Here is a 15,380-nt window from a genome sequence, read left to right on the forward strand (position 1 = left end):
GTACATAACATGCAATTGCTCATGGAAATCCTCGTTTCAATTTTCTTGATGATTGGCGCCTTTTTTATGTTGGTCGGTGCAATTGGTATGGTTCGCCTACCCGATTTATTTATGCGCCTACATGCGCCAACAAAGTCGAGTACGCTGGGCTTAGGTAGCTTTCTTATGGCTGCAATTATTTATTCAGCATTTCAAGGACGCTTTGGTTTTGCAGAAATCCTCATCACCTTATTTGCCTTTATTACTGCACCCGTCTCTGCGAATTTAATTGCCCAAGCTGCAATTCATTTACGCTTACGCTCAATGAGTGGCGAGGTGCCTGAAGCATTGAACCGCCCATTGCCTTGGCAACGTACGCGACGTCGTGCTTTTCATAGCAAAGCCAATTCTAAACCGGATGATCTTGCTTAACGTCAGATCATCTTTGTCGCGTTAAATCAAGTTATCAATGCGATTGAGCAAGGTTTCAAGACTTCGTCGTCTTAGAATCTGCCAGCATTTTTGATGACATCGTTCTTTCAATAAACGTATTATTTGACGCCGTTTTTCACGTATAAAGTTCAATTAAGTTTATGTATTTTTTAAAGATATTCTTCTTAAAATTAAGATATAAACATAAAAAAGCCACCCGAAGGTGGCTTTTTTCATTCAGCGAGCTGAATTATTCATCATCTTTTTTCGCGTCATCAGTCGGAGGTAAATCCTTTACTGCTTCGGCAATTAGACCAAACATATAGTTGCCATAAGCATTTGTTTTGTCGTAATGGAAACGCAAACGTGGCGTAATACGTGTTTTGATACGACGACCCAATTCGTGACGCAAGAAACCTGATGCTTTATTCAAAACATCTAACGTTTCTTTATTCGCAGCTTCACTTTGTTCGTCGCCCAGTTCACGACCCATTACAGTCACATAAACTTCGGCATATCCTAAGTCTGGGCTCACTTTCACAGCAGAGATGGTCACAAGACCACCTAAGCGTGGATCTTTCAGCTCCTGACGGATCAGTTCTGACAACTCACGTTGTACTGTATCCGCCATACGCTTCAGACGTTGACTACCCGCCATTAAAGACTCCGTTTAATCAATTGAACATCGTACACTTCGATCTTATCTTGTGCTTTGATGTCTTTATAGCCTTTCACTGCAAGACCACATTCCATACCGGCACGAACTTCTTCAACCACTTCTTTGTAGCGACGTAGAGATTCAAGTTCACCTTGGAATACCACAACGTCATCACGAAGTACGCGAATCGGTTTGTTACGGTGTAATACACCTTCAAGTACCATACAGCCTGCAGCAGCGCCAAATTTACTAGAGTGGAAGACTTCACGTACTTCAGCAACACCTAGAATCGTTTCACGATGTTCTGGTGCCAACTTACCGCTCATTGCGTCTTTCACATCATCAATCAATTGATAGATGATTGAGTAGTAACGGATGTCGATGCCATCAGCATCTGCTTTTTGACGCGCAGTATTGTCAGCACGTACGTTAAAGCCTAGAAGTACCGCTTCAGAAGATTCAGCAAGTGTTACGTCAGACTCAGTGATCGCACCAACGCCTGAACCAATAATACGTACTTTTACTTCGTCAGTTGCAAGCTCAGCAAGCGCAACATGAAGTGCTTCCAAAGTACCGCGTACGTCAGTCTTAAGAACAACGTTAACGATAGGCACATCTTTTTTGCCCATAGACGCCATGATGTTTTCAAGACGCATTGCAGATTGACGCTCAAGGCGTTTTTGACGTTCACGATCCATACGTGCATCAGCAACTTCACGCGCTTTCTTCTCGTCATTTACAACAAGAACTTCATCACCCGCCATTGGCGCTTCAGGAAGACCTAAAATTTCAACTGGAATTGAAGGACCTGCTGATTTAATACGTTGACCATTTTCATCTGTCATTGCACGTACACGACCGTATGATGAACCTGCAAGAACAAGGTCACCCACTTTCAATGTACCGTTTTGAACAAGAATCGATGTTACCGCACCACGACCTTTGTCTACACGTGCTTCAATTACAACACCTTGTGCCGCACCTTCTTCAGATGCTTTAAGCTCAAGAAGTTCTGCTTGAATCGAGATCAAGTCAAGAAGCTCGTCGATACCTGCACCGCTGTGCGCAGAAACCATTGCCACTGGAACGTCACCGCCCCATTGTTCAGGTACGATTTCTTTAGTCGTCAACTCATTCAATACGCGATCTGGATCAGCAGACTCTTTATCCATTTTGTTGATTGCAACAATAATCGGCGTACCCGCTGCACGTGCATGGTCAATCGCTTCTGCAGTTTGTGGCATTACACCATCATCTGCTGCAACAACCAATACTACGATATCTGTAGATTTCGCACCACGTGAACGCATAGCTGTAAACGCTGCGTGTCCTGGTGTATCCAAGAAAGTAATAATGCCTTTCTCAGTTTTCACATGGTAAGCACCAATGTGCTGTGTAATACCACCTGCTTCACCTTGAGCCACTTTAGAGCGACGAATACGGTCAAGAAGTGATGTTTTACCATGGTCAACGTGACCCATAATTGTCACAACTGGAGGACGAGTAGTTTGAATACCACGTGCTTCTTCAGCTGCTTCAAGTAAGTTGTCTTCTGCTTGTGTATCTGAAACAAGTACAGGGTTGTGGCCCATTTCTTCAACAACTAGTGCCGCAATTTCTTGATCAATCGCTTGGTTCTGAGTAACCAATTCGCCCATTTTCATGAGTGATTTAATTACTTCACGAACTTTAACCGCCATTTTCGCAGCTAAGTCAGCAACAACAATTGTTTCACCAATTTCAACATCATAAACTTGTTTTTTAACTGGTTTTTCAAAGCCATGCTTGTTTGCTTGACTTGTTTTTAAACCACGTTTATGCGAGTTATCACGGAAAGATTGCTCTTCGCCACGACGACTACCTTTTTTCGGTGAACGTGAATTGTTGGTGTTTGTACCACGTTTAATTTCACGGTCTTCTTTCGCAAATGAATCTTCATATGCCTGGCCTACTAGACCAGCCGCAAGTGGAGAATCATCAACAACACGAATCGTAGCAGTAGTGTCTTCGTTTGAATACTTAGACGCCATTTGACGCATTTGCTCAAGTGTACGTTGCTGTGCTTCTTCAGCCGACTTACGACGTGCTGCTTCTTCCACTGCTTTCAATTGAGCTGCTTGCGCTTCACGTGCTTTTTTCTGTTCTAGAGTTTCAACAGGCTTCGTGATTGGTTTGTTGTTTGACTTACGTTTTACAACAACCGCAGCTTTTGGTGTTTCTTGCTTCGCATGTTCTTGCTTCGCAGCCGCACGCATTGCTTCTAAAGCTTGTTTTGCTTTAGATACAGGTTGTTTAGTTTCTTCTGCTTTTGCTTCAGGCTTTTGCTCAGCTTGTACACGTGCATTTTGATCTGCTTGTGCTTTTGCCAACGCTTCAGCTTTAATCTGTTCAGGATCAGGTTTTACAAATGTATGTTTCTTACGAACTTCTACATTAATCGTTTTTGCCTTCCCCGATGTACTCGCAACTTTAGCGGTACTGGTAGTTTTACGTTTCAACGTGATTTGTCCTGCATTGCCCGCATCCTGACCATGAACTTTTTTCAGATGGTTAACGAGGGCATTTTGTTGTTCAGTGGAGATAATATCTTCAGGTTTACTTTGAGGTAAACCTGCATCACGAACCTGTTCCAGTAGCTTCTCAACTGGACGACCCACGCTGAGAGCTAACTCCTTAATCGACTTGTCCGTCATATATTACCTCCTAGTTAAACCATGATTCGCGCGCTTTCATAATAAGTTGACCTGCTTTTTCAGCACCTAAACCTTCGATATCAGCGATATCATCAGTGGCTTGATCAGCAAGATCATCTACAGTTACCACACCGCGCGCGGCAAGCGCATACGCGATTTCGTTAGTCACGCCTTCCATTGCGACAAGCTCAGCGCTTGGCTCTTGGATGTTTTCTTGTTGTTTCAATGCATCAGCGAGTGCAACTTCTTTTGCACGACCTTGAAGCATTTCAACCACTTCAGCATCTAACTCGATCTCATCGAATGTTTCCGCAGGAACATAAGCGATTTCTTCAAGTGATGTGAAGCCCATTTCAACCAACGCCATAGCCAAGTCTTCATCAATATCTAAACGTGATACAAACATGTCTAAATATTGTTGAGCTTCGTTTTGTTGACGAGCGTGATATTCTTCTTCAAGCATCATATTGAGCTTGTAACCCGTCAATTCAGACGCTAAACGTACGTTTTGACCTTGAGAGCCAATTGCACGCGCTAACTGATCGCTGGTTGCAAAAATAATATCTGCCGTACGCTCTTCTTCATCGATCACGATACCTGATACATCTGCAGGCTCTAAAGCACTTGCGATGTACTGTGCAGCATCATCAGACCAAACAACAACGTCGATACGTTCACCATTCAACTCAGACTGAACAGCTTGGATACGTGTACCACGCATACCAATACATGCACCTACTGGATCAATACGGTGATCGTTTGTTTTCACAGCGATTTTAGCACGAACGCCTGGTTGGCGTGCAGCAGCCTTAATCTCAATGATTTCTTCAGCAATTTCAGGGATTTCTTTCTTCATCAACGCCATAAGCATTTCTGGCTTAGAACGAGAAAGTAATAACTGAGCGCCACGACCTTCACGGTTTACGCTATAAAGAATCGCATTAACACGTTGTTTAGGACGTAAAATTTCCTTCGCGATCATTTCTTCACGCGCAAGATACGCTTCTGCATTGTCACCTAAATCAATGATGAAACCATCTTTGGTTTGTTTTTTCACTTCACCGTAGATGAGTTCACCAACTTTAGACTCGTAAGCATCTGCGATTAATGCACGTTCTGCTTCACGAATTTTTTGAACAATTACTTGTTTCGCAATTTGTGCAGCAATACGACCGAAATCGATTGATTCAACTTCAAGTTCACGAATGTCACCAATTGACCACTGTGCAGGATCTACATCAGAGATCGCATCTTGGCATGCTGGCATTTCGTGATCTTCGTCGGCAACCACTTCCCATTGACGGAAAGTGCTGTAATCACCTGTTTTACGATCGATTTCTACACGTAGACGAGCTTCTTCCGAGTGAGTTCCCTCGTAGAATTTCTTCTTAGTCGCTGCAACTAAAGCTTGTTCAAGCGCTTCAAAAATTGCATCACGACTTACACCTTTTTCGTTACTAACCGTTTCTACTACGGTAAGAATTTCACGAGCCATAAGTCACCTATTCGTTCAGATTCTTATTTATTGAATTAATCTTGGAAAACCAAATTTGCTTTATCAATATTGTGGCTATCGATGTCCAATACTTGCTGTTTTTCAACTTCAACCTGAATCATTTCATTTTCAAGGTCGACAGCAACAAGTTTTGCTTGGAATTTACGACGGTTATCCACAGCACTAATCAAACGCAGTGCAACTTGTTGACCGATATAGCCAGCCATTTGTTCCAATTTAAAAAATTGGCGATCCCAACCTGGAGATGACACTTCAAGGGCATATTCGCCAGAAATTGGATCATGGACATCCAGCATAGCGCCCACTTGTTGAGTCACGCGAACGCAGTCCTGTACACCGATACCACGGCCTTGCTCAACTTCACCATCTTCGTTGATTATAGGTTCTGCATTCTCATCAACTTCACGGTCGATATAAATACGTAAGAGTGAGCGTTTACCTTGAGGTTGGAAATCAATCCCCCAAAGATCTACATCACATGCTTGCACCGCTGGGGCAATTAAGTCCTGAAGTGCTTGAGTTTTATTTGATAGCTTCATTTACTCTCGTCAAATTTGTGCGATTCGATGGTCGAAATGACCACTACAGACCAATGCAAAACTATAGTAGTAGTGAAACATGACGGTTTGACCAAAATACTGTCGACACTACACGATAGCCAATAAAAAAGGGCGTAAATCGCCCCATTATTGCACAGAAAACCATAGTCCACTGTGCAAAAAGGCCCACCTAGTTGTGAGCCTCTTTAGAAACTTGGTAGCGGGAGCTGGATTTGAACCAACGACCTTCGGGTTATGAGCCCGACGAGCTACCAGACTGCTCCATCCCGCATCAACATGCAAAAATTATATACAATTCATTCGTCATTTTCAATCTAAAACAACTTGAATGATTGCCCTACTGAGTTGCATCTCAGAGGATTGGTAGCGGGGGCTGGATTTGAACCAACGACCTTCGGGTTATGAGCCCGACGAGCTACCAGACTGCTCCACCCCGCATCAATATCACAATAATTTTCAGTTAAACTGCTTATTAAACTGCTTATATAGATTGTGTGCTATATAAGATTGGTAGCGGGAGCTGGATTTGAACCAACGACCTTCGGGTTATGAGCCCGACGAGCTACCAGACTGCTCCATCCCGCATCAATATGCAAATAACACTCTCAGCTAAATAAGCTGTCCATTTAAAAGTTTGCATCTTAAAAATAGAATTGATTGGTAGCGGGAGCTGGATTTGAACCAACGACCTTCGGGTTATGAGCCCGACGAGCTACCAGACTGCTCCATCCCGCATCAACAGAGTTTTGCTGCATACACCAACTTATGTTCTGGATTATAAGTTGGTGCGGAAGGGGGGACTTGAACCCCCACGCCCGAAAGCACTACCACCTCAAGGTAGCGTGTCTACCAATTCCACCACCACCGCAGCTGTGACGCATTCTAGTCGTAACACGTCAAAAAAGAAAGTGCTAAATAAATTATTCAGAACTTTTTGGTGCAGTTGGCGAAGTTTCAGCCGTTTTTGCTGGTGCAGTCGGTGCAGAAGAAATCGCATTTAAACTATATGCATCTGTAGTTTGCTTTTTGGCAAAGACCGCAAGTGTTAAGCTGGTCACAAAAAACAGTGCCGTTAAAATTGCAGTTAAACGGGTCATAAAGTTACCTGAACCCGACGCACCAAATACGGTTGCAGCACCGCCGCCACCAAAAGATGCACCCGCATCCGCACCTTTACCATGCTGCACTAAAATCAACACGATCATTAAAACGGCTAAGATAATGTGTACTACCAGCACAAACGTATGCATGCTGCACTCCTAATTATTTTGTATTCGCAAATGCTTGAGCAATTTGATAAAACGACTCAGCATTTAATGATGCACCACCAACCAGCGCACCATTGATATCTGGGCAGGCTGCCAACTCTACTGCATTTTCAGGTTTTACACTACCACCATAAAGAATCGCCATCTGCTGCCCTTCTGGGGTAATTTGACTTAAACCTTCACGGATTTTCGCGTGCATCGCTTGCGCATCTGCGGGAGATGCAGTTTTACCTGTGCCAATCGCCCAAATTGGCTCATAAGCAACCACAATGCTTTTCCACTGCGCTGGCTGAACTACAGCAGCAATATCACAAATTTGTTGTAAAACAACATGCTCTGCTTGACCACTTTCGCGCTGTTCTAAGCTTTCACCCACACAGTAAATCACACCCAAACCTGCATTTAAGGCATTTTTCACTTTTTCATTGATAATTTGGGGATGATCGCCAAAAATTTCACGTCGTTCAGAATGACCCACCAGTACAAACTCAATCGCGCTATCTTTTAATAATTCAGCACTGATTTCACCTGTATAGGCACCTGTACCCGCTTTGCGAGAAAGGTCTTGGGCAACTGTGAGGATTTTACGATTTGCTTGCTTCAACTCATCACGTACGGCACTTAAAGCAATAGCAACGGGTGCTACACCAATATGACATGAATCTTCTGCAATATTCTGATTATTCAACAATTGTTTAAAATCTTGAAGAAGCGCGCTGGCATCGGCTTGCATTGGGTTCATTTTCCAATTCCCAATAACCCAAGGCGTAATCGTCGAACCCGACATATTTATCCCACATGACAAAGATGAAATCGGGCACATTCTACACGTAAATCTAATTTTTGATGATAATTTTCAGCACTTTTACAATTTTGAATGTGCTAGCCAATCATATTGAATTACCAATTTAGAAAAAAAAATAGCGGATTTAAGGACTGGTTCATGCTTTTTACCAATTCTTAGCTAGTGACAACACTTTCAGATATGGTATTTTTACGCAACAAAAGTATAATTTTGCTATACCAATTATAAACAGACTGACGCATAGGCATCTAAAAGCATGACAGCAGTTCAAGGTTCACCAAGATTTACGGGGTTTATTCGTCGCTTAGTTGACGAGGGGCATCTGTCTGCTGAAAAAATGCAGACAGCGCTACAAAATGCTAAAAAATCTAATCAAGATATCGTTCCACACTTAATTCAGGAGTACAAATTATCTTCTGGTTTAATTGCCGAGACGATTTCTGTCGAATTTGGTGAACCCGTTTTTGATATTTCGACTTACGATACTTCGCTAATTATTCGTGATGAATTTGAAGACAAACTCATTACCAAGCATCGTATCCTACCGATTTTCAAACATGGTAATCTTCTTTTTGTTGCCATCAGCAATCCCACCAATGTGGAAGCTATAGATGCGATTCGCTTTGGTAGTAAGCTCAATACCGAAACGATTATTGTTGAACATGACAAACTTGAAAAACTGATTGAACAAAATTTTGCTGAAGAAAGCACCTTCGATTTTGATGATGATTTTGATTTAGATCTTGATACAGATACACCTGATCCAGAAAAAGAAGAAGACGATGCAACGGGTGACGAAGCTCCGATTGTAAAATACATCAATAAGTTATTGGTTGATGCAATACGTATGGGTGCCTCTGACTTACATTTTGAACCTTATGAAAAATCCTATCGTGTGCGCTACCGTGTCGATGGTGTTTTAAGAAGCATTGCAAATCCCCCACTCCAATTAGCAACACGTTTGGCATCGCGTTTAAAAGTGATGTCGCAAATGGACATTTCTGAAAAACGAATTCCACAAGATGGTCGTATTAAGCTAAAACTTTCCAAGACCAAAGCCATCGACTTCCGTGTGAACTCACTGCCGACCCTATTCGGTGAAAAACTGGTGCTACGTATTCTAGATCCATCGAGTGCGATGCTCGGTATTGATGCGCTTGGCTATGAACCAGAACAAAAAGATTTATTCATGCAGGCCTTAGAAAAACCGCAAGGCATGTTATTGATTACGGGTCCAACAGGTTCAGGTAAAACCGTCTCTTTATATACAGGTTTAAATATTTTAAACCGAGAAGATACCAATATTTCAACCGCCGAAGATCCGGTCGAAATTAACTTAGAAGGGATTAATCAGGTCAACGTCAACAATAAAGTTGGCCTGACCTTCTCTGCTGCTTTGAAATCATTCCTTCGTCAGGATCCAGACATTGTCATGGTCGGGGAGATTCGAGATTTAGAGACCGCTGAAATTGCAATTAAAGCGGCGCAAACAGGTCATATGGTAATGTCAACACTACATACCAATAGTGCGCCAGAAACTTTAACGCGTCTACGTAATATGGGTGTTCCCTCTTTCAATATTGCAACTTCAGTGAATTTGGTCATTGCGCAGCGACTGGCTCGTCGACTCTGCTCACAATGTAAAGAAGCCGTTGAAATCCCAAAACAAAGTTTATTGGAATTGGGTTTTGCTGACGACGACTTAGCAAATCCTGAATTTCAAATTTACCAACCTGTGGGTTGTGGCGAATGCCGCGAAGGCTATAAAGGTCGTGTCGGTATTTATGAAGTTATGAAAGTCACACCTGAAATTTCAAGAATTATTATGGAAGATGGCAATGCTTTACAAATTGCCAAGGCTTCCAATCAAGCCGGTTTTAACAATTTACGCCGTTCAGGCTTAATTAAGGTCATGCAGGGGGTGACTTCACTTCAAGAAGTCAATCGTGTGACCAGTGAGTAAGTGAATTAGTATTTAAAAATAAGGATAAATTCATGGCTGTAAAAAAAGCACAGATGATGCCAACCTTCAGTTATGAAGGTGTGGATCGTAAAGGGGCGAAAATTAAAGGGGAAATGCCTTCTCGTAATATGGCTTTGGCTAAAGTCACTTTACGTAAACAAGGCATTACGATTAAAACCATTCGAGAAAAGCGTAAAAACATTCTCGAAGGGTTAATGAAAAAGAGAGTTTCGACGTTAGATATCACAGTATTCACGCGTCAGCTTGCGACCATGATGAAGGCCGGTGTACCTTTGGTTCAAGGTTTCGAAATTGTCGCTGAAGGCTTAGAAAACCCAGCGATGCGTGAAGTAGTACTCGGTATTAAAGGTGAGGTCGAAGGTGGTAATACCTTTGCAGGTGCTCTGCGAAAGTATCCACAATATTTTGACAATCTTTTTTGCTCTTTGGTTGAGTCCGGCGAACAATCCGGTGCCTTAGAAACTATGCTTGATCGTGTTGCGATTTATAAAGAAAAGAGTGAGTTACTGAAGCAAAAAATCAAAAAAGCCATGAAATATCCTGCTGCCGTTGTAGTTGTTGCAATCGTAGTGACAATTATTTTGATGGTTAAAGTGGTTCCTGTATTCCAAGACCTCTTCTCCTCTTTCGGTGCTGACCTACCTGCTTTCACCAAAATGGTGGTCAATATGTCTGAATGGATGCAGAAATACTGGTTCTTCCTCATTATTGGTATTGGTGCTGTCATTGCTGGCTTTATGGAAGCGAAAAAACGCAGTAAAGCTTTCCGTGATTTTCTGGATAAGGCTGCGCTCAAAGCACCCATTTTTGGTGACTTGGTCTATAAAGCCATTATTGCCCGCTATAGTCGTACTTTAGCTACAACCTTTGCAGCTGGTGTACCCTTAATTGACGCACTTGAATCCACTGCTGGCGCAACGAACAACGTGGTTTATGAAACAGCGGTAATGAAAATTCGAGAAGATGTGGCAACTGGTCAGCAATTACAGTTTGCTATGCGGGTCACGGATAAGTTCCCATCTATGGCCGTTCAAATGGTCGCGATTGGTGAAGAATCGGGTGCACTAGACGCCATGCTCGACAAAGTCGCAACTCACTATGAAAATGAAGTCGACAATGCGGTTGATGGTTTAACTTCCATGATGGAACCCTTAATTATGGCAGTGCTTGGTGTGCTTGTGGGTGGACTCGTGATTGCAATGTACCTTCCAATTTTCCAAATGGGTTCTGTGGTGTAATGCAAGAATTAATCAGTTATTTAATCAATACCCCAACTGCGCTCTATATCGCAGTTGGAATTTTTAGTCTGTGTATTGGTAGTTTTTTAAATGTGGTAATTTACCGCACCCCGAAAATGATGGAACAAGAATGGCGTACAGATTGCCAATTATTCTTGCATCCTGACCAACCCATCATTGATGAAAGTAAGATCACCCTCAGCAAACCTGCATCAACATGTCCAAAATGTCACAATGCAATCCGCTGGTATCAAAATATCCCCGTACTGAGCTGGTTGGCACTACGTGGAAAATGTGGCACCTGTCATAATCCGATTAGCCCACGTTATCCATTGATTGAAGCCCTCACCGCTGTGTGCGGATTAATTGTGGTTGCAGTTTTTGGTCCGACCTTACAAATGCTCTTTGGTTTAGTGTTGACCTATGTCCTAATTGCACTGACCTTTATAGATTTTGATACACAACTATTACCGGATCGCTTCACCCTACCGCTTGCAGCACTTGGGCTAGGCATTAATAGTTATGCGATATACACCTCTGCAACTTCTGCGATTTGGGGTTATATCATTGGCTTCTTATGCTTATGGATTGTGTACTATCTGTTTAAAATCATTACCGGCAAAGAGGGAATGGGTTATGGAGACTTTAAACTTTTAGCTGCATTAGGCGCATGGATGGGACCACTCCTATTACCATTAATCGTCTTGCTCTCATCGCTTGTTGGTGCCATTATCGGGATTATTCTATTGAAAATCCGTAAAGAGAATCAGCCTTTTGCATTTGGCCCATACATCGCCATCGCAGGTTGGATTGCATTTCTTTGGGGTGATCAAATTATGAAAATTTATCTCGGTCAGTAAGGTTATTACATGTCATTTGTCTTGGGTTTAACAGGTGGAATTGGTAGTGGTAAATCAGCCGCTAGCAATTGGTTTGAACGCCAAGGCATAACCGTTGTCGACGCCGATGTTGTCGCGCGTGAAATCGTAGAAATTGGTCAACCAGCACTCACTGCAATTCAACAACATTTTGGTGATTGGGTCTTAATGAACAATGGTGAACTCAATCGTCGCGCGCTTCGTGAACATATTTTTAAAGAGCCCTCGGCACGTCATGCTCTTGAAGCGATTACCCACCCTGCAATCCGCTTATCCATTATTCAGCAACTTGCACAAGCCACAAGCCCCTATGTGATTTTGGTATCTCCCCTGTTATATGAGACCAATCAACACAAATTAACCCAACGTACGTTGCTCATTGATGCTACGGAGCAATTACAAATTCAGCGCGCTTCGACTCGAGATAGCCAGAATATTGAACAAATCCAAAAGATTATTCAGGCACAAATGCCACGCTCTGAAAAACAAAAATTTGCTAACGATATTGTCTTAAATGACGGTCATTTAGATCATCTCTATGCACAACTTCGCCCCTTACATTTAGCTTATTTGGCACTCGCCGAAACGCAATAAAAAGCAGTCTATTTAGACTGCTTTTTTTGTTGTTCGATTTGCTGTTGCAAACTATCTTTGCGTCCCAACCATTTCCACGGTTGAATCGCGCCAATCCCCATGCCAAGCAAACCGCAGATGATCGCGACATTTAATGGCTCATTTAACAGCGGTACTGCTAAAATCGCAGCGATAAATGGTGCCAGAGTCACGATACTACCTGCTTTAAAAGCACCTAGACGTTTAATCGCTTCTACATACGTCAAGGTCGCAATAATCACCACAAAAATGCCATGGAAAATGACCTGCCCCACTAACTGCATCGGCTCTGGATCCGACCAATGTTTAGGGAAAAACAGCAAGTAAATCGGCACAAATACGATCGCAGACCAAATTGCAACACCGGCCATAGCATGCCAAGCCGAGAGCTTCCACTGTTTCAATAAAACAGTAAACACGCCCCACCAAATTGCGCTCAGGAAAAAGAGGAAATCACCAAGACCAAAGGCTACGCCCGTCTCCTGGTACATCAAGAAACTCATTAGGCCAATCGCAGAAACCATAATCAACACACTAATCCATGTGTGTTTATCGATCGGTTGTTTAAACAAGAGATATGCTGCAACTGCTGTACAGAGCGGAATACATCCATTTAGAAAAATAGCCGCATGTGCGGCTGGCGCAAAATGAAAAGCACTATACGCCGTTAAGCAATATGTAACACCGCCTAACATTGCCAAAATAAAAGGTTCTTTTTTCCATAAAAAAGCAGTGTCTTTTTTATAGATTAAAATCGGCATCAAAATACAAAATGCGAGGGCAAACCGCAATGCAGTTATATCCCAAGCACTGATGCCCCAATTGGCACTTAAGCGTGCGGTTAAGGTAAATCCGCCCCAAATACACATAGTAATGAGGACATAGAAGTACCCTTGCTTCTGGGGAGACATAAGCGTTTCTTTTTAACTTTTAAAATTAGAGATTGCGTTGACGACATGCTTCATACAGCGCCATACCTGTTGCCACACTCACATTTAAACTTTGTAAATTGCCCGCCATTGGAATATACACCGTTTGATCACATTGGCTTTGGGTAATTGGGCGTAAGCCTGTATCTTCAGCACCCATGACCACACATACACCCGTACCTGTAAAATCAAACTTTTGAATAGGTAATGCTTTTTCATCCAGCATCGTACCTACTACACGTACATTAAAGTCTTCTTTAATTGCACCTAAAGTACGAGCCAAATTGGTCACTTGAATAAACTTCACTTTTTCAGCACCACCTGCAGCCACTTTACGCGCGGTTGGTGTCAACGTTGCTGAACGGTCACGCGGTGAAATCACGGCTTCAACGCCCATTGCTGCAGCGGTACGAATACACGCACCTAAGTTATGCGGATCGGTAATATGATCTAGAGCCAACAACAAGGCATTTGGATTGGCTTGAAGCAATGCATCTAAGTCTTTTTCATTTAAGACAGGATGTGGACGCACCGCAGCCACGACACCTTGGTGAAACGGCTGTCCTGCTAATTTTTCCAAACTGTCACGGCTGGCTTTTTGAATGGACACACCAAAGGGTTCAGCCAATTCAAAAATACGTTTTAAACGTTGATCTTCACGCCCTTTTAAAGCAAACAAAGTTAAAACTCGTTCTGGCTCAATCTCCAGTAATGACTCCACTGCATGAACGCCATAAAAATATTCCGGTTTTGCCATGAACGACCTCTAAATTTGAAAACTGCGAAAAACAACGACATGGGGAAATTACTCCCCGAACAACTCAAAATACAAAAACGAAAAATCCTGCAAAGCAAGCTTTACAGGATTAATGCTTGGCACGTAGTTTAACCGATTCAAGTTAAAAAAACTGTGCCTAAATGCGCTGAATGATTAGCCTTCTAAATGGCACACATAATCGAGCACTTCATCTGTTTCAATCTTGAAGCGACTGTTCCCTGGAACATAGAAAGATTGACCTGCACGGAACAATTCGCTTTCTTCGCTGTCAGCAATTTGAACACGGCATTCGCCTGAAATAATTTCCATACGTTCAGGAACATGTGTTTCAAAAGTCAGTGCTTGTTCAGTTGGAAGTAACACGCCCAGTGTTTTCTTCGTTCCATCTTCAAATTGCACAGTATGGCTGATGCATAAACCGCCAAAGTAAACATTTGATTTTTTGATTACAGATACATGATCAAACTGTGCTGACATGCGTTTTCTCCAGATAAAGCATATTTTTTAATATTTTGATGAATGTAGTTTAATTGTGCAGCAATAACTAATCAATCCATGTTTAAACCGTGTGATCGAATATTTAAAAAAAACTGTGAAACACCGCACTTAAGCTACATTTCTACATCACATCACTGGCCCAAAGTTTAAATTAGGCCGTCCCCGAGTACAAAATAGTTTTTTGTTTCATCCACTAAAGTTCAATCTCGATATTTATATAGAGTGAACAGAAAATTTAGCCCAAAAGTATTTATTCTCCGTTCCAAACAGCACTGAAATAAAATCCACGACATGAATTAAACATGATTTTGAATTTCTACTTCATAATTTCGTCGATAATAATTTCGTCAGAAATAATGCTTTCTCTGAGCTTAAATTAGATTGATTGCATTCTAAAGACAATGCAAAAATCAAAAAATGACGCCTAAGGTAGTAAAAATGAAATACAGCAAAGATTTTTCATGTTTATATTTGATTTAATATAGAATTGTTCTGTTTGATGTCATCTTAAAATAAAATCTGGTCTTGTGACCCAAACAAAACTTAATTATC

At 42.1% G+C, this 15,380-nt stretch carries 14 protein-coding genes and 5 tRNA genes; 5 read left to right on the plus strand and 14 right to left on the minus strand.

What is annotated here, in order from left to right:
- Positions 1 to 9: 9 nt before the first annotated feature.
- Entirely contained in the window at positions 10 to 411 is a 402-nt protein-coding gene (locus B9T33_RS07280) for a Na+/H+ antiporter subunit G (RefSeq protein WP_086178273.1), read from the plus strand.
- Between the two features lie 250 nt (positions 412 to 661).
- On the opposite strand, the gene B9T33_RS07285 is transcribed toward B9T33_RS07280, so the two are convergent.
- From B9T33_RS07285 to tpiA, 11 genes are all read right to left on the minus strand, one after another.
- Positions 662 to 1,069, minus strand: coding sequence for a ribosome-binding factor A (locus B9T33_RS07285; RefSeq protein ID WP_086178274.1), 408 nt, complete (start codon positions 1,067 to 1,069; stop codon positions 662 to 664).
- Positions 1,069 to 3,762 (minus strand): translation initiation factor IF-2, encoded by a 2,694-nt coding sequence (infB, locus tag B9T33_RS07290; protein WP_086178275.1) that lies wholly within the window; start codon positions 3,760 to 3,762, stop codon positions 1,069 to 1,071. The genes B9T33_RS07285 and infB overlap by 1 nt, the downstream gene beginning before the upstream one ends.
- Before the next feature lie 10 nt (positions 3,763 to 3,772).
- The gene (nusA, locus tag B9T33_RS07295) at positions 3,773 to 5,257 is read right to left on the minus strand and encodes a transcription termination factor NusA (protein WP_086178276.1); all 1,485 of its coding nucleotides are present in this window, start codon (positions 5,255 to 5,257) and stop codon (positions 3,773 to 3,775) included.
- 35 nt (positions 5,258 to 5,292) lie between these two features.
- The gene (rimP, locus tag B9T33_RS07300) at positions 5,293 to 5,817 is read right to left on the minus strand and encodes a ribosome maturation factor RimP (RefSeq protein WP_086178277.1); all 525 of its coding nucleotides are present in this window, start codon (positions 5,815 to 5,817) and stop codon (positions 5,293 to 5,295) included.
- A gap of 215 nt (positions 5,818 to 6,032) precedes the next feature.
- Positions 6,033 to 6,109: transfer RNA gene (locus B9T33_RS07305), tRNA-Met, on the minus strand.
- Between the two features lie 90 nt (positions 6,110 to 6,199).
- Positions 6,200 to 6,276, minus strand: a tRNA-Met gene (locus tag B9T33_RS07310).
- A 70-nt stretch (positions 6,277 to 6,346) separates the two neighbouring features.
- Positions 6,347 to 6,423: transfer RNA gene (locus B9T33_RS07315), tRNA-Met, on the minus strand.
- Positions 6,424 to 6,496: 73 nt separating this feature from the next.
- A tRNA-Met gene (locus B9T33_RS07320) sits at positions 6,497 to 6,573 on the minus strand.
- 48 nt (positions 6,574 to 6,621) lie between these two features.
- A tRNA-Leu gene (locus B9T33_RS07325) sits at positions 6,622 to 6,706 on the minus strand.
- 52 nt (positions 6,707 to 6,758) lie between these two features.
- Positions 6,759 to 7,088, minus strand: a complete 330-nt coding sequence (gene secG / locus B9T33_RS07330; RefSeq protein ID WP_086178278.1) for a preprotein translocase subunit SecG — start codon at positions 7,086 to 7,088, stop codon at positions 6,759 to 6,761.
- 13 nt (positions 7,089 to 7,101) lie between these two features.
- Positions 7,102 to 7,893, minus strand: coding sequence for a triose-phosphate isomerase (gene tpiA, locus B9T33_RS07335; protein WP_086178279.1), 792 nt, complete (start codon positions 7,891 to 7,893; stop codon positions 7,102 to 7,104).
- Between the two features lie 274 nt (positions 7,894 to 8,167).
- On the opposite strand from tpiA, the gene pilB reads away from it, so the two are divergent.
- The 4 genes from pilB to coaE are packed head-to-tail and all read left to right on the plus strand — an operon-like array spanning position 8,168 to position 12,605.
- Positions 8,168 to 9,874, plus strand: coding sequence for a type IV-A pilus assembly ATPase PilB (gene pilB, locus B9T33_RS07340; protein WP_086178280.1), 1,707 nt, complete (start codon positions 8,168 to 8,170; stop codon positions 9,872 to 9,874).
- 32 nt (positions 9,875 to 9,906) lie between these two features.
- Positions 9,907 to 11,133: a type II secretion system F family protein gene (locus B9T33_RS07345; RefSeq protein ID WP_086178281.1), complete on the plus strand. Its 1,227-nt coding sequence runs from the start codon at positions 9,907 to 9,909 to the stop codon at positions 11,131 to 11,133.
- Positions 11,133 to 11,993: a prepilin peptidase gene (locus tag B9T33_RS07350; protein ID WP_086178282.1), complete on the plus strand. Its 861-nt coding sequence runs from the start codon at positions 11,133 to 11,135 to the stop codon at positions 11,991 to 11,993. The genes B9T33_RS07345 and B9T33_RS07350 overlap by 1 nt, the downstream gene beginning before the upstream one ends.
- 9 nt (positions 11,994 to 12,002) lie before the next feature.
- Positions 12,003 to 12,605: a dephospho-CoA kinase gene (gene coaE / locus B9T33_RS07355; RefSeq protein WP_086178283.1), complete on the plus strand. Its 603-nt coding sequence runs from the start codon at positions 12,003 to 12,005 to the stop codon at positions 12,603 to 12,605.
- A gap of 8 nt (positions 12,606 to 12,613) precedes the next feature.
- Here the strand turns inward: coaE and B9T33_RS07360 are convergent, their stop codons facing one another.
- From B9T33_RS07360 to B9T33_RS07370, 3 genes are all read right to left on the minus strand, one after another.
- The gene (locus B9T33_RS07360) at positions 12,614 to 13,534 is read right to left on the minus strand and encodes a DMT family transporter (RefSeq protein ID WP_086178284.1); all 921 of its coding nucleotides are present in this window, start codon (positions 13,532 to 13,534) and stop codon (positions 12,614 to 12,616) included.
- A gap of 25 nt (positions 13,535 to 13,559) precedes the next feature.
- Entirely contained in the window at positions 13,560 to 14,309 is a 750-nt protein-coding gene (rlmB, locus tag B9T33_RS07365) for a 23S rRNA (guanosine(2251)-2'-O)-methyltransferase RlmB (protein ID WP_086178285.1), read from the minus strand.
- A 174-nt stretch (positions 14,310 to 14,483) separates the two neighbouring features.
- The gene (locus tag B9T33_RS07370; RefSeq protein ID WP_067763086.1) at positions 14,484 to 14,807 is read right to left on the minus strand and encodes a pyrimidine/purine nucleoside phosphorylase; all 324 of its coding nucleotides are present in this window, start codon (positions 14,805 to 14,807) and stop codon (positions 14,484 to 14,486) included.
- Positions 14,808 to 15,380: the final 573 nt, after the last annotated feature.

The organism is Acinetobacter sp. ANC 5054 (assembly GCF_002135295.1).
In the GTDB taxonomy this organism is placed as follows: domain Bacteria; phylum Pseudomonadota; class Gammaproteobacteria; order Pseudomonadales; family Moraxellaceae; genus Acinetobacter.

Coding starts and splice junctions, on each gene's coding strand:
- B9T33_RS07280 (WP_086178273.1), top strand. CDS start 10: ATGCAATTGCTCATGGAAATCCTCGTTTCAATTTTCTTGATGATTGGC.
- B9T33_RS07285 (WP_086178274.1), bottom strand. CDS start 1,069: ATGGCGGGTAGTCAACGTCTGAAGCGTATGGCGGATACAGTACAACGT.
- infB (WP_086178275.1), bottom strand. CDS start 3,762: ATGACGGACAAGTCGATTAAGGAGTTAGCTCTCAGCGTGGGTCGTCCA.
- nusA (WP_086178276.1), bottom strand. CDS start 5,257: ATGGCTCGTGAAATTCTTACCGTAGTAGAAACGGTTAGTAACGAAAAA.
- rimP (WP_086178277.1), bottom strand. CDS start 5,817: ATGAAGCTATCAAATAAAACTCAAGCACTTCAGGACTTAATTGCCCCA.
- secG (WP_086178278.1), bottom strand. CDS start 7,088: ATGCATACGTTTGTGCTGGTAGTACACATTATCTTAGCCGTTTTAATG.
- tpiA (WP_086178279.1), bottom strand. CDS start 7,893: ATGTCGGGTTCGACGATTACGCCTTGGGTTATTGGGAATTGGAAAATG.
- pilB (WP_086178280.1), top strand. CDS start 8,168: ATGACAGCAGTTCAAGGTTCACCAAGATTTACGGGGTTTATTCGTCGC.
- B9T33_RS07345 (WP_086178281.1), top strand. CDS start 9,907: ATGGCTGTAAAAAAAGCACAGATGATGCCAACCTTCAGTTATGAAGGT.
- B9T33_RS07350 (WP_086178282.1), top strand. CDS start 11,133: ATGCAAGAATTAATCAGTTATTTAATCAATACCCCAACTGCGCTCTAT.
- coaE (WP_086178283.1), top strand. CDS start 12,003: ATGTCATTTGTCTTGGGTTTAACAGGTGGAATTGGTAGTGGTAAATCA.
- B9T33_RS07360 (WP_086178284.1), bottom strand. CDS start 13,534: ATGTCTCCCCAGAAGCAAGGGTACTTCTATGTCCTCATTACTATGTGT.
- rlmB (WP_086178285.1), bottom strand. CDS start 14,309: ATGGCAAAACCGGAATATTTTTATGGCGTTCATGCAGTGGAGTCATTA.
- B9T33_RS07370 (WP_067763086.1), bottom strand. CDS start 14,807: ATGTCAGCACAGTTTGATCATGTATCTGTAATCAAAAAATCAAATGTT.